Origin of the sequence: Halorubrum sp. SD690R (genome assembly GCF_005435035.1) — an archaeon.
In the GTDB taxonomy this organism is placed as follows: domain Archaea; phylum Halobacteriota; class Halobacteria; order Halobacteriales; family Haloferacaceae; genus Halorubrum; species Halorubrum ezzemoulense.
Window position 1 is genome coordinate 1 of sequence record NZ_SGTV01000038.1, and the last position, 23,973, is coordinate 23,973.

The 23,973-nt window shown below is 66.9% G+C and carries 24 protein-coding genes, 1 rRNA gene and 1 pseudogene; 13 read left to right on the forward strand and 13 right to left on the reverse strand.

The features are described from left to right. Both EXE41_RS16215 and EXE41_RS16225 read right to left on the reverse strand, forming a co-directional pair. Window positions 1–116: ribosomal RNA gene (locus tag EXE41_RS16215) — 16S ribosomal RNA — on the reverse strand; the annotation flags it as partial. A 522-nt stretch (window positions 117–638) separates the two neighbouring features. Beyond that, window positions 639–968 carry a non-histone chromosomal MC1 family protein gene (locus EXE41_RS16225; RefSeq protein WP_049931936.1) on the reverse strand — a complete coding sequence of 110 codons (330 nt, stop codon included), beginning with the start codon at window positions 966–968 and terminating at the stop codon, window positions 639–641. A gap of 343 nt (window positions 969–1,311) precedes the next feature. Between EXE41_RS16225 and EXE41_RS16230 the strand changes: the two genes are divergently transcribed. Both EXE41_RS16230 and EXE41_RS16235 read left to right on the forward strand, forming a co-directional pair. After that, window positions 1,312–1,515 (forward strand): hypothetical protein, encoded by a 204-nt coding sequence (locus EXE41_RS16230; RefSeq protein ID WP_049931938.1) that lies wholly within the window; start codon window positions 1,312–1,314, stop codon window positions 1,513–1,515. Window positions 1,516–1,615: 100 nt separating this feature from the next. Then, window positions 1,616–2,671, forward strand: a complete 1,056-nt coding sequence (locus EXE41_RS16235; protein WP_137691519.1) for a quinone-dependent dihydroorotate dehydrogenase — start codon at window positions 1,616–1,618, stop codon at window positions 2,669–2,671. A 30-nt stretch (window positions 2,672–2,701) separates the two neighbouring features. Here EXE41_RS16235 and EXE41_RS16240 read toward each other — a convergent pair whose 3' ends face one another. Together EXE41_RS16240 and EXE41_RS16245 are read right to left on the reverse strand one after the other, a co-directional pair. After that, complete coding sequence (locus EXE41_RS16240; RefSeq protein ID WP_094553311.1) at window positions 2,702–5,377, reverse strand: valine--tRNA ligase; 2,676 nt, start codon at window positions 5,375–5,377, stop codon at window positions 2,702–2,704. A gap of 72 nt (window positions 5,378–5,449) precedes the next feature. Further along, window positions 5,450–5,704, reverse strand: coding sequence for a hypothetical protein (locus EXE41_RS16245; protein ID WP_049931944.1), 255 nt, complete (start codon window positions 5,702–5,704; stop codon window positions 5,450–5,452). 363 nt (window positions 5,705–6,067) lie between these two features. Here EXE41_RS16245 and EXE41_RS16250 point away from each other — a divergent pair, with 363 nt between their 5' ends. After that, entirely contained in the window at window positions 6,068–6,310 is a 243-nt protein-coding gene (locus EXE41_RS16250; RefSeq protein ID WP_049931946.1) for a ferredoxin, read from the forward strand. Window positions 6,311–6,533: 223 nt separating this feature from the next. Here EXE41_RS16250 and hemB read toward each other — a convergent pair whose 3' ends face one another. From hemB to EXE41_RS16260, 3 genes are read right to left on the reverse strand one after another with little or no spacing between them, the layout of a single operon-like run. Beyond that, a complete protein-coding gene (gene hemB / locus EXE41_RS16255) occupies window positions 6,534–7,514 on the reverse strand; it encodes a porphobilinogen synthase (RefSeq protein WP_049931948.1) in 981 nt (326 codons plus the stop codon). 47 nt (window positions 7,515–7,561) lie between these two features. Then, window positions 7,562–7,726, reverse strand: a complete 165-nt coding sequence (locus EXE41_RS19395; RefSeq protein WP_167373086.1) for a DUF6757 family protein — start codon at window positions 7,724–7,726, stop codon at window positions 7,562–7,564. Window positions 7,727–7,751: 25 nt separating this feature from the next. Then, a complete protein-coding gene (locus tag EXE41_RS16260) occupies window positions 7,752–8,627 on the reverse strand; it encodes a PHP domain-containing protein (protein WP_137691520.1) in 876 nt (291 codons plus the stop codon). Window positions 8,628–8,794: 167 nt separating this feature from the next. On the opposite strand from EXE41_RS16260, the gene EXE41_RS16265 reads away from it, so the two are divergent. Further along, window positions 8,795–9,079: a hypothetical protein gene (locus EXE41_RS16265; RefSeq protein ID WP_008585525.1), complete on the forward strand. Its 285-nt coding sequence runs from the start codon at window positions 8,795–8,797 to the stop codon at window positions 9,077–9,079. 106 nt (window positions 9,080–9,185) lie between these two features. Here the strand turns inward: EXE41_RS16265 and EXE41_RS16270 are convergent, their stop codons facing one another. Further along, window positions 9,186–10,235, reverse strand: a complete 1,050-nt coding sequence (locus EXE41_RS16270) for a DUF5784 family protein (RefSeq protein ID WP_049931952.1) — start codon at window positions 10,233–10,235, stop codon at window positions 9,186–9,188. A gap of 125 nt (window positions 10,236–10,360) precedes the next feature. Here EXE41_RS16270 and EXE41_RS19400 point away from each other — a divergent pair, with 125 nt between their 5' ends. Continuing rightward, a complete protein-coding gene (locus EXE41_RS19400) occupies window positions 10,361–10,528 on the forward strand; it encodes a DUF5786 family protein (RefSeq protein ID WP_004599209.1) in 168 nt (55 codons plus the stop codon). A gap of 114 nt (window positions 10,529–10,642) precedes the next feature. Here the strand turns inward: EXE41_RS19400 and EXE41_RS16275 are convergent, their stop codons facing one another. Beyond that, window positions 10,643–11,311, reverse strand: a complete 669-nt coding sequence (locus EXE41_RS16275; RefSeq protein WP_049932142.1) for a hypothetical protein — start codon at window positions 11,309–11,311, stop codon at window positions 10,643–10,645. After that, entirely contained in the window at window positions 11,308–12,252 is a 945-nt protein-coding gene (locus EXE41_RS16280) for an NAD(P)H-binding protein (protein WP_137691521.1), read from the reverse strand. Before EXE41_RS16280 ends, EXE41_RS16275 begins: the two co-directional genes overlap by 4 nt. Before the next feature lie 132 nt (window positions 12,253–12,384). Between EXE41_RS16280 and EXE41_RS16285 the strand changes: the two genes are divergently transcribed. From EXE41_RS16285 to EXE41_RS16300, 4 genes are all read left to right on the forward strand, one after another. Next, complete coding sequence (locus EXE41_RS16285) at window positions 12,385–13,320, forward strand: MBL fold metallo-hydrolase (protein ID WP_137691522.1); 936 nt, start codon at window positions 12,385–12,387, stop codon at window positions 13,318–13,320. A gap of 90 nt (window positions 13,321–13,410) precedes the next feature. Further along, window positions 13,411–14,016 (forward strand): hypothetical protein, encoded by a 606-nt coding sequence (locus EXE41_RS16290; RefSeq protein WP_137691523.1) that lies wholly within the window; start codon window positions 13,411–13,413, stop codon window positions 14,014–14,016. Window positions 14,017–14,023: 7 nt separating this feature from the next. Next, window positions 14,024–14,524 carry a hypothetical protein gene (locus EXE41_RS16295; RefSeq protein WP_137691524.1) on the forward strand — a complete coding sequence of 167 codons (501 nt, stop codon included), beginning with the start codon at window positions 14,024–14,026 and terminating at the stop codon, window positions 14,522–14,524. After that, window positions 14,521–15,153, forward strand: a complete 633-nt coding sequence (locus tag EXE41_RS16300; RefSeq protein WP_137691525.1) for a YigZ family protein — start codon at window positions 14,521–14,523, stop codon at window positions 15,151–15,153. Before EXE41_RS16295 ends, EXE41_RS16300 begins: the two co-directional genes overlap by 4 nt. Window positions 15,154–15,185: 32 nt before the next feature. On the opposite strand, the gene EXE41_RS16305 is transcribed toward EXE41_RS16300, so the two are convergent. Further along, the gene (locus EXE41_RS16305; RefSeq protein ID WP_137691526.1) at window positions 15,186–16,865 is read right to left on the reverse strand and encodes a DNA-directed DNA polymerase II small subunit; all 1,680 of its coding nucleotides are present in this window, start codon (window positions 16,863–16,865) and stop codon (window positions 15,186–15,188) included. 129 nt (window positions 16,866–16,994) lie between these two features. Here EXE41_RS16305 and EXE41_RS16310 point away from each other — a divergent pair, with 129 nt between their 5' ends. Beyond that, window positions 16,995–18,035 carry a S26 family signal peptidase gene (locus EXE41_RS16310; protein ID WP_094519511.1) on the forward strand — a complete coding sequence of 347 codons (1,041 nt, stop codon included), beginning with the start codon at window positions 16,995–16,997 and terminating at the stop codon, window positions 18,033–18,035. A gap of 52 nt (window positions 18,036–18,087) precedes the next feature. On the opposite strand, the gene EXE41_RS16315 is transcribed toward EXE41_RS16310, so the two are convergent. Together EXE41_RS16315 and EXE41_RS16320 are read right to left on the reverse strand one after the other, a co-directional pair. Beyond that, window positions 18,088–19,830: a Cdc6/Cdc18 family protein gene (locus EXE41_RS16315; RefSeq protein WP_137691527.1), complete on the reverse strand. Its 1,743-nt coding sequence runs from the start codon at window positions 19,828–19,830 to the stop codon at window positions 18,088–18,090. Window positions 19,831–21,166: 1,336 nt separating this feature from the next. Continuing rightward, window positions 21,167–21,642 (reverse strand): annotated as a pseudogene (locus tag EXE41_RS16320) (TetR/AcrR family transcriptional regulator). A gap of 457 nt (window positions 21,643–22,099) precedes the next feature. Between EXE41_RS16320 and EXE41_RS16325 the strand changes: the two are divergent. The 3 genes from EXE41_RS16325 to EXE41_RS16335 are packed head-to-tail and all read left to right on the forward strand — an operon-like array spanning window position 22,100 to window position 23,856. After that, a complete protein-coding gene (locus tag EXE41_RS16325; RefSeq protein ID WP_049931966.1) occupies window positions 22,100–22,741 on the forward strand; it encodes an Era-like GTP-binding protein in 642 nt (213 codons plus the stop codon). Then, the gene (locus EXE41_RS16330; protein ID WP_049931967.1) at window positions 22,741–23,154 is read left to right on the forward strand and encodes a DUF2073 domain-containing protein; all 414 of its coding nucleotides are present in this window, start codon (window positions 22,741–22,743) and stop codon (window positions 23,152–23,154) included. The genes EXE41_RS16325 and EXE41_RS16330 overlap by 1 nt, the downstream gene beginning before the upstream one ends. After that, window positions 23,155–23,856: a Zn-ribbon containing protein gene (locus EXE41_RS16335; protein ID WP_137691528.1), complete on the forward strand. Its 702-nt coding sequence runs from the start codon at window positions 23,155–23,157 to the stop codon at window positions 23,854–23,856. It abuts the gene before it with no gap. Window positions 23,857–23,973: the final 117 nt, after the last annotated feature.

The window sequence follows — 23,973 nt, forward strand, 5'->3', positions numbered from 1 at the left end:
CGAAGGGTAGTTTGGCCACGTGTTACTGAGCTATTCGCCACGAGTCTGAACTCGTGCGACTAGCATGGCTAAATCGGATCCCAATAGCAATGGCCTCCGGCAGGATCAACCGGAATGAGTATCCTTCGAGCCTGATTCCCGGCCCGAAGGGGGTGTTGGCGGGTGTCAACTTCGTTTGAGACGAAGGTTGACACACCATTGCATTGGTCTGTGTGGTGTCCGGTCCATCCAGCGGCTTGGATGACACCGAACGACCACGGCTCACATCAGATCGCCGCTTACGCCGGAGCGCAGGGGGCGCGATCCTCATCCTTCGCGGACCTGAACGTACCGGACGACGGGTCATAAACCCATCGAAACGGTACGGGTCCAGCGAAACCGGGCCGAGTTGAACGGCCCGAGTCCGCGTTGCGTTCTTCGCATTTCTTCGAATGGCCGGGGTATACTTAACCCCGTCGAACCAACTCCACTACGTCATGCGGTTTCATGGCGTAAAACAGTGATAACTGACCGGATCGAATCGATGTGCGGCAGCGTCTATCCGAGACGAGTTCTCTGTGCTGGTGTAGTGATCAAGCCCGGACTGTTCCGGTTGAGCAGTACCGAAAACGAGAGATCGGAACCGGAGCGTCCGGGAGCTACTCCTCGTCGAGGTACTCGATGCCCTGCTTCGAGACGTTAGCCTTAGTGATGTCGTTGAGGTCGTTGAGCCAGAAGTCGTCGTCCGCCTCGTCGACCTCGGGGGCGTTGTCCTTCCACGCCCAGCCCTCGTACTCGTGGACTTTCTGCGTCCCCTTTTCACGGAGACGGAGCGTCGTTCGTTGCGCCTCCTCCTCCGAAGGCGCCGGCTCGAGCGTTCGAGCCGCCTTGAGTGCCGCCTGACGCGGCATGTTCCCCGAGAACTCACTCGGTTCTGATCCGTCTTCCTCTCGAAGGGCAAAGTTTCGCTTACCGTCTTCACGTACCATGGTTTTGCCTCCATGTGACACCAGCACACAGTGTGTAATAAATATATCGGGGAAATGAAAGCTGTGCGGCACAATATTTATATACTATCTCGGCCGCTGCTAGCGGTTTGGAACGCCGACGAGACGAGTTGACCGACCCCCGGAGGATTTCAGGCGGACGGCGAGCGCGAGACGGTGTTCATACGAACAGTCGGGGGGGAGTTGCCAGTCGGTCGACTAGCCGGGGAGTCGATCGGCCAAGAGAGCCGACGACGCACCCGCGCGGTTGGCTCGTCGGGCATACGAATACGCGTAAACAACACTTATGTATCTGCTATGGCGAAGTGCGACAAGTACACCCGCGATGGTCCGCAAAAAGAAGCTCAGCCCCAGTGGCGCCAAGGACGACGAGGGGGAGTACCACAACGTCCACGTGAACCTTCACGAGGACGAACTCGCCGTCGCCGGCATGGAAATCGGCGACGAGGTGTTCGTCCGAGTCCGAGACGGGAAGATAATCATCCAGAAGGCGGACGCGAACCCGGAGCAGCTCGAACACGACTTCTGACGCGGACCCGCGGGATTTTCGTCGGCAAGGACGCCGCCGAGCGGTCGCGACGCGGACTGCGGTCGGCGGATTGATTGTCGCTCGTGACGAGACACGCACGATGGGCGCGTATGACCTGTTGAAGCCAGCACTGTTCCGGCTGCCGCCGGAGACCGCACACGGACTGATCCACGGACTCCTCGGCGGCGTTCAGGGGACTCCGGTTTCCGCCGCGCTCGCCGAGCGGTACGTGGTCGGCGACGAGCGGCTCGCGGTCGACGCGTTCGGGTCGAAATTCCCGAATCCAGTGGGTGTCGCCGCCGGTTTCGACAAGAACGCACACGTGCCGCGGGCGCTGTCGTCCCTCGGGTTCGGTCACGTCGAAGTCGGCGGCGTCACCGCCGAGCGGCAGCCCGGGAACCCCCGTCCGCGGCTGTTTCGCTTGCGCGAGGACGAGGCGCTCGTCAATCGGATGGGGTTCAACAACGAGGGCGCTGACGTGGTCGGCGAGCGGCTCGATCGCGACCCGCTCCCGGACGTGCCGGTCGGGATCAACATCGGGAAGTCGAAGTCGACACCGCTCGAGGACGCCCCGGACGATTACCTGTACACGTACGAGCGCGTCGCGGACGCGGGCGACTACTTCGTCGTCAACGTCTCCAGTCCCAACACGCCGGGACTCCGCGAGCTCCAGAACCGCGACGCGCTGGAGCGGATCCTCGGGACGCTGGACGACGCGGGCGCAGACCCCCTCCTCGTGAAACTCTCCCCGGATCTTCCGGAGCCAGCGGTCGAAGACGCGCTCGGGGTCGTCGACGACCTCGATCTGGACGGCGTCATCGCGACCAACACGACGACATCGCGGCCGGACTCGGTGCGGAGTCACAACCGAGCGGAACGCGGCGGCCTCTCGGGGAAGCCGATCGAATCGCTCGCGACGGATCGGGTGCGGTTCGTCGCCGTGCGCACGGACGTGCCGGTGATCGGTGTCGGAGGGATCTCAGACGCCGCGGGCGCCTACGAGAAGATACGGGCCGGCGCCTCGCTCGTCCAGCTATACACGGGGCTCGTCTACGAGGGGCCGAGCCTCGCGCGCGACATCAACGAGGGACTGCTCGAACTGCTCGAACGCGACGAGTTCGACTCGATCGAGGACGCGGTCGGCGCGGACCTGTGAGCGGGTCGAGAAGCGGAAGGGGAGGGCGGGCTACGCCTCGTTACGCACGATGACGACGACGTCGTCGGCCTGAAGCAGCTCACCCTCTCCCTGGTACTGCCGCTCTTCTTCGACCGCGAACTCGTCGTCGACCAGCGTGACGCTCGCGACGTGAAGTTCGTCGCCGTCGATCTTGTACTCCCCCTGCGCGAGAGCGGCCTCGATGTCCCCGACCTGATCGCCGTACTTCGGGCCGACGGTGGCGTAGTCGAGGTCGATGCCCGTGATCACCGTCTCGACGGGCGCGTCGCCGTCGGGGTGGACCGCGAGGTCGTCGACGTGCATCACGCCGGTGATGTCGTCCTCGAAGCCCCGCACGTCGGCGTACACCTCCACCGCGTCGAGCGCGGCGGTGAGAGGGAGCTGATTCTCGCTTTTGTACTTCCGGAGCGCGCCGACGACGGCGGTGGCGGCGGTCCCGGCGTCGCGGTCGGCCTCGATTCCGAGCGGCTCGGGCCAGTCGGCGAGGTGGATCGAGTCGCTCGCACCGTCGGCGAGCGAGACCCCTTCGGGTGTGGCCCCGTCGACCGCGTCGGCGTACATGTCGTGCCACAGCTCCTCGGTAACGTGCGCAAGGAGCGGGGCGAACAGCTTCAGGAACCGTCGGTGCGCGGTGCGGAGGGTGTACGCCGCCGCGTCGTCCTCGCGCTGTTTCGCGATCTCGAGGTAATCGTCACAGAACGTGTTCCAGAAGAAGCTCCGGAGCTCGTCGCGGGCCTTCGAGAACGCGCGGTCGTCGAGGAGCTCGGTGAGCCGCTCGACCTCGGCGTCGAGCTCGGCGAGGAGCCAGCGGTCGAGCTCGCGGAGGCCTCCCTCGGGCTCGGCCGGGAACGGCTCCGGCGCGAGCGACTCGACGAGCTTCGAGGCGTTCCACAGCTTCCGGATCAGCTTCTCGCCCGCGCGGAGGTCCTTCTCCTTGAACGGGAAGTCGTCGCCGACGGCGGTGCCGGCCGCCCAGTAGCGCGTGGCGTCCACGGGGAACTCCTCGAGGACCGCCTCGGGCTCGACGACGTTGCCAACGGACTTCGACATCTTCTCGCGGTTCTCGTCGAGGACGTGGCCGTTGATCATCGTCTCCTCGAACGGGACCTCGCCGGTGTGCTCGTAGCACTTGACGAGGGTGTGGAACAGCCAGAAGCTGATGATGTCGTGGCCCTGCGGTCGGAGGTCGAACCGGTACAGCTCCGGGCGCTCCATCGTGAACTCCTCGGCCTCGTCGTCCCAGTCCCAGCCGGCGTTGACGAGGGGCGTGAGGCTGGAGGTGGCCCACGTGTCGAGCACGTCGTCCTCCGGCTGGAAGGCGTCGTGCCCGCACTCGGGGCACGCGTCGACGGGCGGGTCATCCGACAGGGGGTCGACCGGGAGGTCGGCCTTCTCGGCGATGACCTCCTCGCCGCAGCCCTCGCAGTACCACACCGGGAACGGGATTCCGGATGACCGCTGACGGGAGATGAGCCAGTCCCATTGGAGCCCCTCGACCCAGTGTTCGTACCGGGTGAACATCTTCTCGGGCGACCAGTCCATCTCGCGACCGATCTCGAGGTACTCGTCCGTCTTGTCGAGCATCTCGATGTACCACTGCTCGGTGACGAGGAACTCGACGCTCGTCCCGCAGCGCTCGTGGACGTTGACCGTGTGGGTGATGTCGCGGCGGTCGAGCAGCGCGCCCGCCTCGTCGAGGTCTTCGACGATCGCTTCGCCCGCCTCGTCGGCGTGGAGCCCTTCGTACTCCCCGGCGAGGTCGGTCATGTGGCCGGACTCGTCGATGGCGACCCGGAGGTCGAGGTCGTGGACCTGGTACCACTCGATGTCGTTCTGGTCGCCGAACGTACAGCACATCACGATGCCGGAGCCGGTCTCCATGTCGACGCGCTCGTCGGCGATGATCGGCACCTCGTGGCCGAACAGCGGGACCTCCGCGGACTCGCCGACGAGGTCCTGGTTCTCGTCGTCGTCCGGGTGGACGAAGACGGCGACGCACGCGGGGAGGAGTTCGGGCCGCGTCGTCGAGATAACGAACTCGTCGGCGACCTCGTCGTTCCCGTCGCGTCCGGCGACGGGGAACGCGATGTCGTTGAAGTGGCTGGCCTGCTCGTCGTCCTCGGTCTCGACCTGCGAGATGGCGGTCTCGCACTCGGGACACCAGATCGCGGGGGCCTTCTCGCGGTACTCCCGGCCCTGCTCGTACAGGTCGACGAACGACAGCTGCGAGACGCGCTGGACGCGGGGTTCGATCGTCTGGTACGTGTGGTTCCAGTCGACCGACACGCCGAGCGATTGGACGTTCTCGGTGAACTGCTCCTCGTAGTCGGCGCAGACCTCCCGGCACTTCGCTTGGAACTCGCGCCGCTCGAAGTCCTGATGCCGGATGTCGAGCTCGTCCTCCGTGAGCCGCTCGGAGGCGATGCCGTTGTCGTCGTAACCGAACGGGAAGAACGTCTCCCCACCGTTCATCCGCTCGAAGCGCGCGACGAAGTCCTGGAGGGTGAACCCGTACAGGTGGCCCATGTGGAGGCTGCCCGATACCGTCGGCGGGGGCGTGTCGATAGAGAAGACGGTGTTCGGGTCGACCGGGTCGTCGTCGGAATAGGCGTACGTCTCCTCGTCGACCCATCGCCGCTGCCAGCGCGGCTCGACGGCGTCGGGGTCGTACTCACCACTGGGCATTTCGGTCACACGTTCCGCCGGTTCCCCCTTAACGGGCTCGGTTGTGCGGGACATCGGCGCACGCCGAGCGCTTCAGACCGTGTCGTCGAGGTCGTGGTCGGCCGCCATCTTCGACGCCTCCGTCGCGAACCGCTCGACCTCGTCCGCGGGCGTCTCCCCCAACGCGGTCTCGTCGACCTCGCGGCCGGCGGTGATCCCGCCACCGGTGACGAGCCGCTGTTCGGCCAGCTCCTTCGTGTGTATCCGCTTGCCGTCCTCAGTGGCGTAGGTGAGCCGCACGAGCCCCTTCGAGTCGAACTGCCGGTCAACGAGCCAGACCGTGGTCATACGCGGCAATCGGTGCCTGCGACGCTTAAGAAGGGCGGTCGGCCGTTGGAAACCGAGGGGGGAGGTCGGTGTCGGAGATGGGTTGCGGTGACGCGTGCCGACGAACAGCCGTCAGGACGTGTGCCGACGAACAGCCGTCAGGCTGTGAGTCGCGCGCGCGAGGTCGCCGGCGCTGCGCGCCGGCTGCCGGAGCATCTTCGATTCTTGCTGGAGTCGGGAGCGAAGCGAGCGACGAGGTCGGGGCTTCGGAGGTAGTTACCGAGGATTGACCGTCGAATCCGAGTCAGTCATCGAATCAGAACCAGCCGGAGCCCTACACGTCTCGTCGTCACCGCTTTGTATCGGCTCGCCGAACAGGTGAGCATGTACGTCGAGTTCGACCGCGACACCTGCGTCGGGATGTACCAGTGCGTCGCCGAGTGGGACGCCTTCGAGAAGGACCTGAACGACGGAAAGGCCGACTTAGCGGGGAGTACCGAGGAGGACGAGGACCTGTTCGTCGTCGAGGTGCCCGACGGCGAGGAGCTCGACGCGAAGTTCGCGGCGCGCTCGTGCCCGGTCGACGCCATCGAGGTGTACGACGACGACGGCGAGCAGGTGGTGTGAGCAGTTCCGGTCGCTCGATTGGTTGCGTATAAACAACAGCCGGTGTCTCGATCTGAGCGAACACCGCCGAAGCCCCGCCCCGCGGCCTCACGCCTCCCCGGCCTCGTCGGCCTCCTTTCGCGACTCCATCGCACGCGCTCCTCGCGGCCGCCAGTGGCGACCGCTCGGAGGCGCGCGCCGAGGTGGATAGTCGGGAAACGCGTCGACTCCTGCCCGAGTCTATTTATAACTGATCGGCTACGTCCTCGGCGAAGTACGTGATGATGAGGTCCGCGCCCGCGCGCTTGAGCGCCGTGAGCGACTCCAGCGCGGTCGCCTCCAGGTCGAGCCACCCCTTCTCCGCGGCGGCGTGGAGCATCGCGTACTCGCCGGAGACGTTGTACGCCGCGATGGGACGGTCGAACTCTCGCCGGAGGTCGCCGACGATGTCGAGGTAGGGCAGGCCGGGTTTCACCATCAGCACGTCGGCGCCCTGCTCGGCGTCGAGGCGGGCCTCTCGGAGCGCCTCGCGGCGGTTCGCGGGGTCCATCTGGTAGTGGCGTCGGTCACCGAACGCGGGGGCGCCGTCGGCCGCGTCGCGGAAGGGGCCGTAGAAGGCGGACTCGTACTTCGCCGCGTAGCTCAGGATGGCCACCTCCTCGTGGCCCGCCGCGTCGAGCGCCTCGCGGATCGCTTTTACCTGCCCGTCGGTCATCGCGGAGGGAGCGACCACGTCGGCGCCCGCGTCGGCCTGCGAGACTGCGGTGCGCGCCAGCAGGTCCAGCGTCTCGTCGTTCTTGACGGTGAGCGTCGGATCCGACTCGGCGCTCTCCTCGATCACGCCGCAGTGTCCGTGCTCGGTGTATTCACAGAGGCAGACGTCGCCGATGACGGTGACATCGGTCTCGGCGGAAATCCGGCGGATCGCGCGCTGGACGACGCCGTCGTCCGCGTACGCCCGGCTCCCGGACGCGTCCTTCGACTCGGGGACGCCGAAGAGGATGACGGCCTCGACGCCGGTGTCGCTGACCTCGGCGACCCGGTCGACCGCCTCGTCGACCGGCACGCGCTCGTGGCCGGGCATCGTCTCGATCGGGACGCGCTCGTCGGTCGTGGCGTCGACGAAGACGGGGGCAACGAGGTCCGACGCGGAGAGGTCGGTCTCGGCGACGAGCGGGCGAACGCCGTCGGTCCGGAGGCGGCGGGGCCGGTCCGTGAGGTCCATACCGGTTGTTCGGGTCCCGCCGACTTTTAGCGTTCGTCTCCGGCCGATTACTCGGAGGACTCGACGTCGATCCGGTCGCGGAGCTCCGCGAGCTCGTCCGACTCGGCGAGCTCCTCGACGCGCTGTTTGAAGTGGGACTCGCAGAGGCCGACGACCACGCCGCCCTGCTCCGCCTCGTACGTGGCCTCCCGGTCGCAGTAGTGACACCGCATACCCGGCCCTCGGTCCGGCGCGGGCTTAATCCTGTTCGTCGGGCGTCGCCGCGGCAGCGGAGTCGCCCGTCGCGGACCCGTCTGTCGGGACCGCCTCGGGGAGCCGATCGCGGACGGGCTCGAACGCCGACGCCGTCAAGCCCGCGACGCCGAGCGTCCGCTCGTGCGCGTCCGTCCCGCCCGTTCTGAGCAGGTCGGCCTCGGCGGCGAGGCGGTCGATCCGCGAGTCGTCGACGGCGCGACCGTAGGGGTAGAAGCGCTCGACCGCGTCGATCGCGGCCGACTCGCGGGCGACGTCGAGCGCCTCGTCGACGCGCTCGTACCGGAACGGGTGAGCGAGGCCGACGAGCGCGCAGGCGTCGTCGAGGAGGTCGAGCCCCTCGTCGAGCGGCGTCACGTCGCGCGCGACGTAACACGGACCGTCGTTCCTGATCAGCTCGTCGAACGCCCCGGCGTAGTCGTAGGGGGCCTCCGACTCGTCGATCGCCCGCGCGATGTGCGGTCGCCCCAGCCCGGCGCGGGGCTCGATGTCGAGGTCGACGCCCAGTCGCTCCTCGACCGCGTCGAGGATGGCGGCGCCGCGCTCTCGGCGGTCGCGCTGGAGACGGTCGATCTCCGCGTCGAGCGCGTCGGTGTGTTCGACGCCGTAGCCGAGAAGATCGAGCCGCCCGAACCCGGCGTCGACGCGGAGTTCGATCCCGCGGACGATCCGGACGCCGTCGCGCTCGACGACTGGCGCGTCTATCTCGGGGTGAACGCTGTCGTGGTCGGTGACGGCGACCCAGTCGACGCCGGCCTCGCGGGCGGCCGCGGGGACTTCGTCGAGCGTCATCGTGCCGTCCGAGAGGGTCGTGTGGGCGTGGAGGTCGGCGACGACGCGGTCGTCAGAGGCGGCGGGCATACCGGCGAGTAGTCGGGCGCGCCACTAATCGACGGCGGTTCGAGGGGACCGATCGGGCCGGGCCGTCGAACCGGAGCAGGCCCGATATAAGGCAATATAAGGTATCCCCTCCGACTAAGGTCGTACATGGACAATCATTAAGAACTGCTGGCGGCTCCCTACTGTTGATGCGCTTGAACGGCGTCGACGACCGACTCGAACGGCACCAGTACCCGACCACCTCTGAGGAGATCATCGCGGCTCACGGAAACGCGACCGTAGAGCTCGCGAACGGGTCCGAGCGGCTCGGCGACGTCTTGGAGCGGTTCGGCGATCAGACGTTCGAAGACGCGGAGGACGTGTTCACCACGCTCCGGGCCGGCGTCTGTCACCGCGGCGTCGGTCGCCGGTTCTACTCGGACCGCGACCCGACCACCGACGCGGAGGACGGGCCCTCGCCCGTCTCGTTCTGAGGCGGCGAACCGCGCGGGATCCACGCACGTTTTTTCGGAACTCGATCGCGGAGCGTCGCCGATCCGCTGCGAGGGAGAGAGCTCGGCTCGGCGGAACCCCGCGAGGCTACGAGACGCCGTCGACGACCCCGGAGAGGTCGAGCGGGACCGACCCCTTCCGATAGCCCTCGATCGACCCGTCCGGCTCGGCGCGGTAGACGACCGCGGGCTTGTGACGGACCGCGGGTTCGGCCTCACGCACGGCGGCCCACTCGTCGGCGGGAAACGACGAGCAGTCGACGAACAGCGTGACGCCGCCGGCGTGGGCCGCGAGCTGTCCGCTGGTCTTCGTCTCGGCGGTGTCGCGGACGGCGGCGACCGGATCGTTCGCGGACCGCCCCGCGGTCGGCTGCGGGCGCGTGACCTCGACGAGGTGACCGGTCCCGGTGTCGGGCTCCGTCGCGCGGAAGTCGAGCGAGTGTCCCGTCGTCACCTCGATCTCCGGGGTGACCTCGTACCCCGCGTCCGCGAGGATCCGGGCCGCGGTGAACTCGGCGATGGCCGCGCTCATCCGGACGAGGTCCCGCGAGGCGGAGGTACCGAGCTTCCCGGCCATCGTCTCGCGGTAGTCGTCGAGCACCCCAGGCCGGAGGGTCTCCTCGACGAACCCGGTCCCGGCGTCGCGGGTCGCGTCCGGGAACCCAGCCGCGTGGTCGCGGAAGAACGCCCGGCTCGTCTCCGCGCCGTCCTTCGAGCAGAACACGGGGAGAAAGAACCACGAGACGTGGGGGTACTCCGCCAGCCACGGCTCGTCGTCGTGGAGGCCGGCGAGCAGCTCCCGCTGTGCCCACCGAGAAACGGGATACGGCGCCTCATCGAACCCGTACTTGTCCGTCCGCCAGAGCTCGCTCGGCGTCTCCGTGTTGCCCAGCCAGTACCCGACGGGACCGCCCTCGGCGCCGGCCGGCGGGTCGGCGTCGTCGTCGGTCCAGCAGAACAGCGCGAAGGAGTCGTCGTCCATGTCGAACCGCCGCGCCTCGTAGTCGGGCGGCGGCGCGAACCACGGGTCCCCGGCGGTCGACCCGAGGTTCTCGTCGAGGGGACGGCCGAGCTGCGACCGGACCCGGTCCGCGGTCCACCGGCCGGGTGAGCGCCTGAATCGGAGGGGTTGGGCCACGGGCGTTTGGTATCACGTCGCGGGGTTAATCGATTCCGGTGGACGTGGCCGAACCTTCATTATCTATGATACGTTTACCGACAGGTATATTACAGGAAACGGCCAAGTGTGGTCGTACCATGTCAATGGGTGCCTATGACGAGGCCGAACACGAGCGTCGCGAGAAGAAGACCAGCGAAGTCGACGCCGACTTCGACGCGGAGCGGCCCGAGTACTCCGGTTCCCTGACCTACGACTCGGGCGACTCCACGGAGGCACTCCTCGACAAGTTCGAAGAGCTTCAGGGGAAGTGACGCGGCCGCGGCGACGCCGCGCCTTTTAATTCCGTTCTCGAACGCCGATAGCGGTCGCGCTCTCGATACCGGCCGTGTTATTGTACCGGACTCGCTGCCGATAGCGACCGCGTCTCACGTGAGCAGGATCGCCGCGCCGCAGACGAGCGCGACCGCGATGACGTGCCCCACCACCGCGCCGAGCAGCACGGGCTCGGAGAGTAAGAACGGGACGAGCGCGAGCTGAACGAGCGAGAAGCCGATGTTCTCGGCGTCGAGCCGGCGGACGGTCGCCCGCTCCTCGGACGGGAGGTCGACGTGGACGGCGCGCCACAGGGCGACGACCGCGCTCCACCACGAGGTCCCGATGCGGTACGTCAGGTCCCAAAGGACGAGCAGCGTGAGGTAGACGACGGGAATCGGCGGGTCCGCGCCGAACAGGCGGTTGATGAGGGTCCCGTCCCACGCGAACAGGTACGTCACCAGCGCGATGAACGCCAGCACGCCCAACACGATCTCGATGCTCGACCCGAACAGCAGCCGCTTGTGTTCCGGAGGGGTTCCGAGCAGGCGGTTCTTCGCGCCCAAGCGGTGCATCTCGACGCTGCCGACCGCGGCGACGACGACGGCGACCGTCCCGGCGGCCACGGCGTTCCAGACCCCGTAGTACCACCCGAGCGCCACCACGCCCACCTCGAAGATCACGAACTGGAGCGCGACCGCCAGCGTCCGGGAGATCCCGAGCCCGGGGATGCCGCCGACGAGGCTCTCGTACACCCACGTCTCTCCGTACTCGCGGCTCACGGGCGGATCCCCCGGAGCGTCGTCAGCCACGGGCGCTGCGCGTTCGGCGAGTCGGTCAGCGCCCGGGCGACCGCGAGTTCGAACGACGTGCGTTCGATCGGGACGAGGTCCCGGATCCGATCGTCTTCGACGATCACGGTGTTCCGGAGCCCCTCGACGAGCGACCGCGCGAGGTACGGGTTCACGTTGGTGACGAGCCGGAGCCAACGGGCGGACAGGCCCGGGCTCAACACCGGGACCCGCACGATGCGAAGCCCACCGCCGAGCTGTCGCCTGGTCCGGCGGAGGATCTCCGCGTAGGTCAACACCTCCGGCCCGCCGATCTCGAGCGTTTCGCCGGCGGTCTCGGGCGCGGCGAGGACGCCGGCGAGGTACGCGACCACGTCGGCGACCGCGATCGGCTGGCACAGCGTGTCTACCCACTTCGGGGTGACCATCACCGGAAGCCGCCGCGCGAGCCCCGCGATCACCTCGAAGCTGGCGCTGCCGGCGCCGATGATGATCGCGGCCCGGAGGGCCGTGAGCGCCGGGTCGCCTTCCGCGAGGATCCGCTCGACCTCGCGTCGGGACCGGAGGTGTTCGGAGAGGTCCTCGCGGTCCTCACCGAGCCCGCCGAGGTAGACGATCCGTTCGATCCCCGCGGCCGAGGCCGCCGCCGCGAAGTTGGTCGCGCAGTTACGGTCCCGCTCCTCGTATCCCGGGCCGCCGTCCATCGAGTGGACGAGGTAGTACGCGGCGTCGACCGTCTCGCCGTCGATCTCGAACGCCGGGGGGAGCGTGTCCGGTTCCAAGAGGTCCCCCTCGACCACGGAGACCCCCTCGGGCGCCGCGTAGCCGTCGGCGTCGCGGACGAGCGCGACCACGCCGTGGCCGCGCGAGAGGAGCGTCGGGACGAGGCGGCTCCCGACGAACCCGGTCGCACCGGTGACGAGCACTCGCATACCGTCCCCTCGGGCGGCGCGACCATAAGCCCCGGCCCGCGCGATCGCCGCCGACCCGTGAGACCCGGCGCTGAGCGTCGCGGTCGGCCTGCGGACCGATCGCTAGAAGTGCCCCCGGGTCCCTCGTCCGGTATGCGCGCAGGCGAGTTCGAACCGGTCCGGGGCGTCGAGGACCTGTACGTCCACGACACCGGGATGTTCGCTACCGACGAGTACGGCGCCGTCTACGTGTACGACGCCGAGCGACCGATCGTGATAGACACCGGGACGGGGGCGAACCGAGAGGCCCTCTTCGAGAGCATCGAGGCGATCGGCATCGACCGCGACGAGCTCGCGTGGATCCTCCCGACCCACGCCCACCTCGACCACGCCGGCGGGGCGGGCTACCTCGCCGAGGGCTACCCGAACGCGGAGGTCCGAGTGCCCGAGGAGGGAGTCAGACACCTCGTCGACCCCGAGGCGCTCGTCGCGGGAACCAAGTCGGCGGTCGAGGGGCAGTGGACGTACTACGCGGAGCCGGAGCCCGTCCCGGAAGACCGGATCGCGGGCGTCGCCGACGGAGACCGGATCGATCTGGGCGACCGCGAGCTGATCGTCCACGACGCGCCCGGGCACGCCCCCCACCACGCGGTCTACCACGAGCCGGAGGCGGACGTGGTCTTCACCGCCGACGCCGCCGGGATCTACGTCCCAGAGGTCGACGACGTGGTGCCGACGACCCCGCCGCCGCAGTTCGACCTAGAGCAGTGCCTCGAGGACCTCCGGCTGATCGAGCGGCTCGACCCCGACACGGTCTGCTTCGGACACTTCGGACCCCGGAGCTACGAGTCGACGCTGATCGGTGAGGCGAAGCGGGCGTACGTCGAGTGGGTGGAGGCGGTCCGGCAGAAGCGCGCGGAGCTCGACGACGACAACCCGGTGGTCGAACACTTCGAGGCGGCGAGTCGCAACGTCGACTACTGGACTCGCGAGCGAGCGCGGGCGAACACGGGGCTGAACGTTAGAGGAGTGTTGACGTATCTTGACCACGTCGACGAGATTCCGGCGGCGGACGTCGGCGAGGAGTAGTCGAAGGCGTCGGCGAGGAGTAATCGAGGGGCCAGCGACGGCGGACCCGAGAGAAACGCCCTAAACCCCGCCGCACGTAGCGGGGAGCAGATGGGTATCTTCGACACGATCCGGGCCGTGCTCGGGACCAGCGCCGAGACCGACGCGACCCGCGAGGCTGACCCCGAGGACCTCTTCGGGATGTCGACCGCGTATCTGACGATGCAGGCGGACCTCGGGTACGACCACTGCGGCGAGGCCGCGCTGTGTTTCTCCGGCATGGACAGCACTCGCTTCGACGACGCGGTCGAGAGCGTCGAGTCGATCCTAAAGGCCGGCGAGATCGACACCGGCACCGGCTTCCACCGGTACGAGGACGACCACGGGTACCAGTGGTTCGTCCTCGAGGACGACGACCCCGAGGACCTCGTCACGAGCGTCCACTTCGCGGCCGACCAGTTCATCGAGGAGGGGTTCGGGTCGCGGCTGCTCGCGGCCGTGTTCGGCTTCGAGAACGACGACGGCCCGGCCTACTGGATCTACTCGTTCCGGCGCGGCGCGTACTATCCGTTCGCGCCGCGGGGGACGAACGACCGGAGCCAGCAGGTCGAGTTCAAGCTCCAGTCGGTCCTCGACGGCGAGCTCGGCTTAGAGGACGACGAGTCGTACTGGTACCCGCTGTGGCCGGACGCGCGCGGGAACCACCCGTGGGAGTGAGGACTCGATGAGCGCTGACACCGCGCTAGGCGGGGCGGACCCGAGTCGAGATGAGGGGGCCGCCGGCCGCGACACCCCGAGAAAACGCCTCCTCCGGTGGGTCGCCGTCCAGGCCGCGGTCGTCGCCGCGGCGGTCCACCTCCTATGGGCGTGGCCGCGGCTCGGCTCGCCCCCGGACGCCCGCCCGTACCTGTTCGTCGCCGGGAGCGCGCTCACGGTGGCCGTCGCGGTCGCGACGCTGCGGGCCGGCGAGTACCGCCGACTGTACGCGCTCGGCGCGGGAACGCTCGGGACGTTCCTCGGCGGGTTCCTCGCGTGGCACGGGACGGGCGCGGCCGCGGCGCTGGCGGCGGAGCCGCTCGCGGTCGTCGCGGTGATCGTCGAAGTCGTCGGATTCGCCGCCTACCTCGCGCTGTTCCGGCTCGCGCCGCCGACGAGCGTGGTCGTCGAGCGTCGCGAGGCGGACGGAGCCGAAGGAGAGCCGGAGGCCGACGAGGGGACGCCGTGACCGACGCGTACCGGACCGTCGCCGAGCGCGCGACGGCGCGGTTCGAGGTCCAGGGGTCGGAGTTCCTCGGCCACGTCGCGCCGGTCGACACGGTCGAAGCGGCGGAGTCGTTCGTCGAGGCAGTCCGAGACGAGTACGCCGACGCGACCCACAACGTGCCCGCGTACCGGGTTCCCGCGGGCGAGCCGTCCGAGCGCGCTCGGGGGTCGGAACCGATGCTCAGGGAGTACTCGTCAGACGACGGGGAGCCGACCGGCTCCGCCGGGAAACCGGCCCTGAACGTCCTCCAGCAGCGCGAGATCCGGAACGTCGCCGCGGTGGTGACGCGCTACTACGGCGGGACGAACCTCGGAGTCGGGGGGCTCGCGCGCGCTTACTCGCGCGCCGTGAAGGAGGGTGTCGACGCGGCGGGAGTGACCGAGGAGCGCCCGCACCGAAGTCTGGTCGTCGAGACCGAGTACGACGACTCGGGGACGGTCCGGGGGGTGATCGAGTCGTCCGGCGTCGAGTTCGACGCCGACTACGGCGAGCGGGTTCGGTTCGACCTCCGAGTGCCCGTCGCGCAGGTCGACGCGCTCCGCGAGCGGCTCAACGACGCGACGAGCGGGCGGGTAGAGATCGATCGATAGCGGTTGGGAGGGGCTCGTTCGTTCCGGCCGATTTACGAGAACTTCCGGACCGTCATGTCGAGCGTGTCGAGGTCGAGGATCGGCGCGTAGCCGGCGTCGGGGTCGATGTTGACTGACTTCTGGAAGTCGGTCTGGGCCTGCCAGCAGCCGGAGTTGACCGCGAGGACGTTGTGATACTTTCCCCAACCGAGCTTGTGGACGTGGCCGGTGTGGAACACGTCGGGCACGTCCTCGATGACGAGGTAGTCGCGCTCCTCCGGCGCGACGCGGGTGTGCCCGCCGAACTGCGGCGCGACGTGACGCTTCTTCAGCAGCTGGTACATCGCCTTGTGCGGCTCGTCGTAGCTCGCCTTCTCTTCCGGGAGCTCCGCGATCACCTCGTCGAGCGAGACGCCGTGGTACATCAGCACCTCGACGCCTTCGACGGAGACCGTCGCCGGGTTCGAGACGATCCGCGCGTCGTGGACGTCCATGATCGCGCGGATCTCGTCGTTGAACCCGGGCTGCGGCTCCGCGAGCCGGACCGCGTCGTGGTTGCCCGGGATCATCACGATCTCGGTGTCCGCCGGTACCTCCTTGAGGTGTTCCGCGAAGGCCTCGTACTGCTCGTAGATGTCGACGATATCCAGCTCCTCGTCCTGGTCCGGGTAGACGCCGACGCCCTCGACCATGTCGCCCGCGAGCAGGATGTACTCGACGGGGTCGGCCTCGGGCGTGTGGAGCCAGTCCGCGAAGCTGTGCCACGCGTCGGCCATGAATTCGTCGCTGCCGACGTGGACATCGGAGATCAGCGCGGCCTGGACGTGACGGTCGGCGCCGCCAGGGTTGTGCGTCCGGGGGACGTCCGGGAAGTGGAGCGAGTCCGCGAAGAGGATCCCGGCGTCGTCGGCGAGCGTCCCCTCGACCGCGACGCACTCGTCCAACAGGATTTCGTCGACGACGTCCGCGAGCCCCTTGTCCTTCATCACGAGGGCGGGGAACGTCCCGGTGGTGTCCTCCAGTTCGACCAGCCAGTGGCCCGACTTCGTGGAGCGCACGTCGTTGATGAGGCCGATCATCGCGGCGTCGCTACCGCCGGGCATGTTCGCGATCGCTTCGGCCGGTCGGTGGTTGACGCGGCCGCGGAGGACCTTCGAGAGCCGCTCGTAGCGGTCGCGGAACGTCGTGACGAAGTCGCTGTACTCGCCGGTTCCCGTGCTGCGGCCGGTCATGTCGTTGCCGACCTCCAGATCGCGCAGGTCGAGATCACGTGAGGTATCGGCGGCGGTCGCGGAGTCGGCAGTCGGTGAATCGGTAGTCGTGGGGTCGGCAGTCGGTGAATCGGTAGTCGTGGGGTCGACGGTTGGGGTGTCGGCCGTCGCGGGGTCGCTAGCGGCCCCCGTATCGACATCCATAGCCGAAGCGCCGTCGGTCGTCACTGGGTCGGCGACGGTCTCGGTCGCGCCGGGTTCGGTGGCTGATGACCCCTTCGTTTCGACTGGAGATTGTCCGGTTTCGTCCGGGGGAGCGGCCGATTTATTGGAGTGGTCGATCGCTTCGCGGACGTGGTCGGCGGTGATCCGAAGCGCCTCGTCCGGGGCGCGGTCGACGGTGGCCGCGATCGCCGCGGTCGGGTCCGTCGCGCCCGCGAGTAAGGTGACCGCCTCGCGTTCGGCGTTGTAGCCGCGCTCGGCGAGGGCTTTCGCGATCCGGGCGTTCGACTCCAGCGGCACGACACTCGAAAGTGGGGTCACGGGCAAAACCGTTCCGGAGGCGTCGGCTGGAGTCGGAGCCGGAGTCAGGAGGTAGGGGAACTCCCGAGACCCGGAAGCTTATGAGCGAAACCCCCCAAACGCGTCGTAATGGATGAAGGGGATCGGCCGACAGACGGCGACGAGTCGGCCGATCGAGACGAGCGGAACCGAAGCGAATCGGCAACGGCTCACGACGGAGGAGGCGGCGTTTCTGACGAGTTAGAAGACGAAGCGTCCGACGGAGCGGGCGGCGACGCACCTGACACTGAGCCCGAGCCCGGTTCTCGGCCCGAGCCCGGTTCTCGGCCCGAGGCCGAGCAGCCGGGCGAGCCCGATCGCGCCGACGCTCACGACGGTGCGTCTCACGGCGCCGACTCTCACGACGAGGCCCCTCGCGACGGCGAGGATATCGCTACCAAGGCGGGCCTCGGATCGACAAGATCGTCGGACGGCGACCCGGACGAGTCGTTCCTGTATCGATTCCGTCACGACCGGGAGGGCGCGCTGATGTGGATCCGCGAGATGCTGTCGAGCGTCGCCGTCGTCCTTCTGGTTGGGCTGCTGCTGTTCGGCGTGAGTGGCGTGTGGCCACCCATGGTCGCGGTCGAGTCGGGGAGCATGGAGCCGAACATGCAGGTCGGCGACCTCGTGTTCGTCACCGAGCCGGGACGCTTGGCGCCGGACGCGGCCGAGAACGGCGTCGGCGTCGTCACGCACGAGGTTGGTCAGGAGGTCGACTACCGGACGTTCGGATCCTACGGCTCCGTGATGATATACACGCCCCCGGGTCGGACCGGATCGCCCATCATCCACCGGGCTAGGTTCCACGTGACCGAGGGAGAGAACTGGTACGACCGCGCCGACGATCGGTATCACAACGCCGTCGACTGCGAGTCGCTCGCCAACTGCCCGGCGCCGCACGACGGCTACATCACGCTGGGGGACAACAACGGGGCCTACGACCAGGCCAGCGGGCTCTCGCCGCCCGTCAGAGCGGAGTGGGTGAACGGGGTGGCGCGGGTCCGAGTCCCGTATCTCGGCTACATCCGGCTGGTCGCGACGGGGCAGGTAGAGCTGAACGAGGCGATAGCGCGGACGGTCGGAAGTAGCCTCTCTCCGGCGTCGTCGGGTTTCTCGGCCGCGGGGTAACTGCGGACGCGACGCGCCGACATCAGACGTGTCAGAGGCGGCGCGGTCGGCGTCAGTTGTCGAACCGCGCCTGAACGAACGGCTGCGCGTTTTCGATGTCGCCGAGCCGAGAGTCGGACAGGAGGACCGCCTCGGTCTCCTCGACCGGCACGGAGAGACCCATCTCTTTCGTTCGCCCGTAGCGGCCCTTGGAGACGACGACGGCGTTGACGATCCCCAGCATGTCGAGTTCGCTGATGAGGTCGGTGACGCGCCGCTGGGTCAGCACGTCGGCGTCGATCTCCTCACAGAGCCGCTTGTAGATGTTGAACACCTCGCCGGTGTTGATGTTGTGAACGCCGTTCTTCTCCAGGAGGATCACGGCGAATAAGACGATCTTGCTCTGTGTCGGGAGGGTGCGGACGACCTCGACAACGCGGTCGAGTTCGATCTTGTCCTGCGCCTGCCGGACGTGCTTCTCCGCGACGATCTCGGCCTGCGAGCGCTCGGCGAGTTCGCCCGCGGTGCGGAGGAGGTCGAGCGCCCGGCGCGCGTCGCCGTGTTCCTGCGCGGCGAAGGCGGCGCAGAGGGGGATCACGTCGTCGGTGAGCGCGTCGGGCTTGAACGCCGTGTCGGCACGGTGCTGGAGGATGTCGCGGAGCTGGTTAGCGTCGTACGGCGGGAAAACGATCTCCTCCTCGCCGAGGCTCGACTTGACGCGGGGGTCGAGGAAGTCGGTGAACTTGAGATCGTTCGAGATCCCCATGATGGAGATGCGCGAGCGGTTGAGCTCGGAGTTCATCCGCGAGAGGTTATAGAGCGTGTCGTCGCCGCTCTTCTCGACGAGCTTGTCAATTTCGTCGAGCATGATCACGACCACGCGCTCGTGGTAGTCGACCGCCTCGAAGAACGTCGAGTAGACGCGGTCGGTCGGCCACCCCGTCATCGGGACCTCCTCCATCTCGTCGGCGTCGTCCTCCAGCGTCTCGATACGGTCGTCGAGGTCCTCGATCGAGTCGAACTCGGTGTCGGCGAGGGCGGCGGCCGCGTCGCGGCCGGCCGTCTCGTCGGCGTCCGTCGCGTCCGCGCGGAGGCCTTCGAGTCGCTCCAGCTGATCGGCGATCACCGCTTGGTTCTCCTCGATGAACGTGTTCGCGAGCTGGGCGAGGACGCGGTACTGGGTGTCGGTCACCTCGCAGTTGATGTACTCGACCTCGCAGGGTACGTCGTACTTCTGCGAGGTGGACTCGAGCTCCTGCGAGACGAACTTCGCCGAGGCGGTCTTCCCGGTTCCCGTCTTCCCGTAGATGAGGATGTTCGAAGGGGTCTCGCCGCGGAGCGCGGAGACGAGGATCGTCGCCATCCGGTTGATTTGGTCGTTCCGATGCGGGAGTTCGTGCGGGGTGTACGAGGGCCGGAGGACCTCCTTGTTCTCGAAGATCGGCTCGCCGGAGAGGAGGTCGTCGAACAGGCCCTGATTGTCGTCGTCGTCGAGGACGACGCCGTCGAAGTCGACGTCGGGCGACGATCGGTCGCGACTGCCGTTGTCGATCTCCGCGGTTTCGGGTCCGGCGTCCGTTACCGGGTCGGATACGGAACGGGATCCCGAGTCGCGGTCGGAGTCCTCACTGGAGTCGGCGTCACGGTCGGGGTCGTCACCGAAGTCGGAACCGGTCTCGGGCGGGCCATCGGAGTTCAGATCAGCGATATCGGACGCGGAGCCGTCGCTACGGTCCGAGTCGTCGTCGACCGAGTCATCGTCGTCGGTCTGATCAGTGCCGTCGTCAGCCCGCGGTGTGTGATCGCCTTCGTCCATGTGAACCCCTCCGTTTCAGGTGGAGACGACCAAGAGAACCGATTCTCACGCCGTCTCCGGTCGGAAATACGCATTCGCGGTCGAATACGACATCGACCGCGTCCACTTGATACAGTCGAACCAGATGAAGAGACGGTACAAAAGTGTTCCTCTCTGGAGTTGAAACGTCCCCATTAGTCCAGCGAGCAGGTGGAGACAGACCCCGTCCGAACCGAACGAATCGCCGGGCAGACTGGTCGAGAAAATGAGGTGATCCCAGCGACAGACGGGAAAGATCCACGACGTTTGACGAGATATCGCCGAACGGGTCGTCTCATCGGCGGATCAGTCGGTCCACATTCGACCTAATGAGTGGGAGTCGCCGTGAAGGAACCAATCATCCGGCTGGGAGTTCCGTTGGTCGTTCCCGATCTCTCGGTTGTGGGCGCGGTCTGGAGTGCCAACTGATTGTTCTCTTCGAATGGACCCCCCACCCCTTCGTTTCGTGTGGAACAGCGATCAGGGGTGGGGAGGGGGTCGAAGAGCTCTATGTAACAGAGATAGATTTAATATCCATAGCGTAAAACAGTACCCTCGACAATCTACTATAAAATATATTAGTATGTTTGTAGTTATTTTATCTTGTTTATAGTCGTATTTTTCTCGCCGCCCACAGACAACCCTGGACAACTCCGGTTCAACCGGCCACCACCCCACCGCCGAGCCCGGTTCCACCTGAAACGAAGGGGTGGGGGGGATACCAGCGAGAAGTACCAATCCGGACCCTCTCCGGCCGTTAGCACTGGGACGGGAAGTCCCCACAGGTGTCACCCGCCTCAACACCCTAACGTTCGTCGCCAGCGGGTTCCGCCTGGTGGTCCTAGCGAACCAAGCCGAAGGGATGGCCGAAGTTGGACAACCTGACTGCGATGACGTCTTCCGTCACTCCACACCGACACACGTTGAAGACGAGTCTCTAGACTGCCCGACCCGGCTCACTGAGAGAAGAGTCTCACCTCAAATTTAAACAAGCGGACAGCAAGAGGCGATGAACTGTCAAAAGAGGCGCGAAAACGCTAAAGAGTTACTGAGAACCAGTCCGCGACCGAGGATTATCTCGGGACCGACGAGCCGCGTCGTCCGCCGTCGCAGGTACCCGCAGGGAGGTCACGCTATGTCCAGTTGAAATGGCGGCGGTCGTCGCGACGACAGTCGAGAGGACTCCCCCAGATGTCTGTGCGCCGAACCACCTCGCGCCGCTTCGGCCCGACTTGGCTCGATCCATTCGACTACTTTCTCTGTCCCATCGTCTGATCCGTTCGACTACTTGCTCTGCCCCACTGCCTGATCCGTTCGACTACTCGGTCCGTTCGAGCGATTCAAAGATGAACTCGTCTATTGCTTCTCGCGTCTCCTCCGGGGCGTCGTCGTGACCGAGCGAGATCCGCCGCCCGCGAGCGGCATGGATAACGTCGGTCACCAACTGGCTCATCCGTTCGGGGTCGAGAACGAAGACATCAGGTCGTACTTCCCGTCGAAATGATAGTGGATCACCTGCCGCGTGAGGTCCATCTCCTCGCCGATATCGCGCATCCGGAGGTCCTTGTAGCCGTGCTTGCTCAGCGCGCGGAACGTCGCCTCTATGATGGCCTCCTTCGTATCCTTCGAGGGGCCCGTCTCTCTGCCGGATCTGTCGGAATTGTCGGATCCGATGGCGGAACGCTCTTGCGGAGGATTCCTGTCGGAGCCGCGGTCACCGGAACCCACGTCGTTCGCGTCGTCCGACAGTGACTCGACGGACTCGTTCGCCGGGCCATCCTGTGAGTCGTTCATGCCAATTTGATACGCGTGAGGTAGATAATACGGTTACTCTTCGCTTTTATTCTCTGACGAGATCTACCCCCTCGATCAAACGATATCACCGCAGAGAAACAAACGATCGTCCGAAACTAAACCGGCGTTTCACTCAACCCGCCAAACGAGTGGGTCACACCCGACGAGTGAGCCGGGTCGCGGATCGACGGTCCCCGGGATCCGGTGTCGCCTGCCGCCCGCGACCGCGCTTTCTCATCAGCCGATTCTCGCCCGCCGAACCGCACCCCCGACGCCGAATTTCGGGTTCGTCCGGCGCCGATGCTCCGGATCGGGGGGGGGATGTCTGACGCAGTTCTTAAGTGAGAGCGGTGAGGACCGTACCGTAATCCCCCGAACGGGCGTCGAGCGCACGGATCGAACGGCGTCCGAAACGACAGCGGTGTTCGGGTAAACCACACACGGACTGGAGGTCAGGATGGGACTGCTCACGAATCTCAGAGACAGCATATCGCGGGTCACAGACGGCCTGTTCGCGGCCGACGAGCCCAAGCGGATCGGGATCTACGGACCGCCGAACGCCGGTAAAACGACCCTCGCAAACCGGATCGCACGCGACTGGACGGGTGACGCCGTCGGGCCGGAGAGCCACATCCCCCACGAGACTCGCCGGGCCCGCCGGAAAGAGGGCGTGGAGATCGAACGCAACGGGCGGACGGTCACCATCGACATCGTCGACACGCCCGGCGTGACGACGAAAGTCGACTACAAGGAGTTCTTGGACCACGACATGGAGAAGGACGACGCCGTCCGCCGGTCGCGCGAGGCGACCGAGGGCGTCGCGGAGGCGATGCACTGGCTCCGCGAGGACGTCGACGGCGTCATCTACGTGCTCGACTCGACGTCGGACCCGTTCACCCAGGTGAACACGATGCTGATCGGGATCATCGAGTCGCAGGACCTCCCCGCGCTCATTCTCGCGAACAAGACTGACCTGCCGGGATCGGACGTCCAGCAGATCGCGAACGCCTTCCCGCAACACGAGACGATTCCGCTGTCGGCGTTGGAGGGCGACAACATGGACGAAGTGTACACCAAGATCGCGGAGTACTTCGGCTAATGGCCGGCCCGAAAGCCAACGTCAACGCCGCCGACGATCCCGACGACTCCGACGACGGCGTCCGGATCGACATGATAAGCGGCGCGCGGATGGAGGGGCTCACGAGCATGGAGAAGATCCGGCTCATCCTCGACGGCGTCCGCGAGGGAAACATCGTCATCCTCGAAGAGGGGCTCTCCCCCGACGAGGAGTCGAAGCTCATCGAGGTGACGATGACCGAGATCAGCCCCGACGACTTCACCGGCATCGAGATAGAGACGTACCCCAAGGCCGAGGCGGGCGACCAGAGCTTCCTCGACAAGTTGATGGGCCGCGAGTCGACCCAGAAGCTCACGGTGATCGGCCCGGCGAACAGAATCGAGACCCTCCACAAAGACGAGAACCTCATCAGCACGCTCGTCTCTCGCAAGTAGATGCCCCACCAGTGTACCTCCTGCGGCCGGACGTTCCCCGACGGCTCCAAGGAGATGCTGTCCGGGTGCCCCGACTGCGGCGGGAACAAGTTCCAGTTCAAGCCCGCGAACGCGACGGAGAACGCCGGCCCCGCCGCCGAAGCGGACGAGGCGTCCGACTCCGCCGCCGGAGCGGACGGGACGCCCGACTCCGACTCGGGGCCGTCCGACGGAACGCGGCCGACCGCGGACGGGGAGGTTGCGTTGGCGTCCGACGAGGACGCCGCCGCTCGGGGCCCCGACAACGCCACAGACGCGACGCCGGACGACCGGGCCGATCCGACGCCGGACGACGCCGTGGCGGGCGCCGAATCAACGACCGGGTCCGACGGTACGGAACAGATCGCCGACCGGAATAACGAGGACATGGCACAGGCGAGCGCGCGATCCGAAGTGGTGTCCCCGGACGAGCTTGACCGCGCGAGCCGCGATGTCGACTCCGCCGAGACCTCGGAGCCGACCGACGAGGAGTCCAAGCCCGGCATCGACGCGCTCCGCGACGAGCTCAACGACCAGTTCGAGAGCATCCGGATCGTCAGCCCCGGCCAGTACGAGCTCAACCTGATGGAGCTGTACGACAGACAGGAGTACATCATCTCGCTTCAAGAGGACGGCCGGTACGTCATCGAAATGCCCGACGCGTGGGGCATCGACGACGAGTGACGCCTTCACTCCCCGTCCCGTCCGGCTTTTCACGCTCCTGACCCCCCAGTTCTCTTCCTGACCCCCCAGTTCTCTTCCTGACCCCCCAGTTCTCTTCCAGACCCCCCAGTTCTCTTC

Bases quoted from the DNA above. Each gene is read 5' to 3' on its own strand.
- EXE41_RS16245 (WP_049931944.1), bottom strand. From the start codon at position 5,704: ATGACCACGGTCTGGCTCGTTGACCGGCAGTTCGACTCGAAGGGGCTC.
- EXE41_RS16230 (WP_049931938.1), top strand. From the start codon at position 1,312: ATGGTCCGCAAAAAGAAGCTCAGCCCCAGTGGCGCCAAGGACGACGAG.
- EXE41_RS16280 (WP_137691521.1), bottom strand. From the start codon at position 12,252: ATGCGAGTGCTCGTCACCGGTGCGACCGGGTTCGTCGGGAGCCGCCTC.
- EXE41_RS19400 (WP_004599209.1), top strand. From the start codon at position 10,361: ATGGGTGCCTATGACGAGGCCGAACACGAGCGTCGCGAGAAGAAGACC.
- EXE41_RS16265 (WP_008585525.1), top strand. From the start codon at position 8,795: ATGCGCTTGAACGGCGTCGACGACCGACTCGAACGGCACCAGTACCCG.
- hemB (WP_049931948.1), bottom strand. From the start codon at position 7,514: ATGGACCTCACGGACCGGCCCCGCCGCCTCCGGACCGACGGCGTTCGC.
- EXE41_RS16260 (WP_137691520.1), bottom strand. From the start codon at position 8,627: ATGCCCGCCGCCTCTGACGACCGCGTCGTCGCCGACCTCCACGCCCAC.
- EXE41_RS16310 (WP_094519511.1), top strand. From the start codon at position 16,995: ATGGATGAAGGGGATCGGCCGACAGACGGCGACGAGTCGGCCGATCGA.
- EXE41_RS16240 (WP_094553311.1), bottom strand. From the start codon at position 5,377: ATGCCCAGTGGTGAGTACGACCCCGACGCCGTCGAGCCGCGCTGGCAG.
- EXE41_RS19395 (WP_167373086.1), bottom strand. From the start codon at position 7,726: ATGCGGTGTCACTACTGCGACCGGGAGGCCACGTACGAGGCGGAGCAG.
- EXE41_RS16225 (WP_049931936.1), bottom strand. From the start codon at position 968: ATGGTACGTGAAGACGGTAAGCGAAACTTTGCCCTTCGAGAGGAAGAC.
- EXE41_RS16325 (WP_049931966.1), top strand. From the start codon at position 22,100: ATGGGACTGCTCACGAATCTCAGAGACAGCATATCGCGGGTCACAGAC.
- EXE41_RS16315 (WP_137691527.1), bottom strand. From the start codon at position 19,830: ATGGACGAAGGCGATCACACACCGCGGGCTGACGACGGCACTGATCAG.
- EXE41_RS16330 (WP_049931967.1), top strand. From the start codon at position 22,741: ATGGCCGGCCCGAAAGCCAACGTCAACGCCGCCGACGATCCCGACGAC.
- EXE41_RS16250 (WP_049931946.1), top strand. From the start codon at position 6,068: ATGTACGTCGAGTTCGACCGCGACACCTGCGTCGGGATGTACCAGTGC.
- EXE41_RS16295 (WP_137691524.1), top strand. From the start codon at position 14,024: ATGAGCGCTGACACCGCGCTAGGCGGGGCGGACCCGAGTCGAGATGAG.
- EXE41_RS16290 (WP_137691523.1), top strand. From the start codon at position 13,411: ATGGGTATCTTCGACACGATCCGGGCCGTGCTCGGGACCAGCGCCGAG.
- EXE41_RS16335 (WP_137691528.1), top strand. From the start codon at position 23,155: ATGCCCCACCAGTGTACCTCCTGCGGCCGGACGTTCCCCGACGGCTCC.
- EXE41_RS16285 (WP_137691522.1), top strand. From the start codon at position 12,385: ATGCGCGCAGGCGAGTTCGAACCGGTCCGGGGCGTCGAGGACCTGTAC.
- EXE41_RS16235 (WP_137691519.1), top strand. From the start codon at position 1,616: ATGGGCGCGTATGACCTGTTGAAGCCAGCACTGTTCCGGCTGCCGCCG.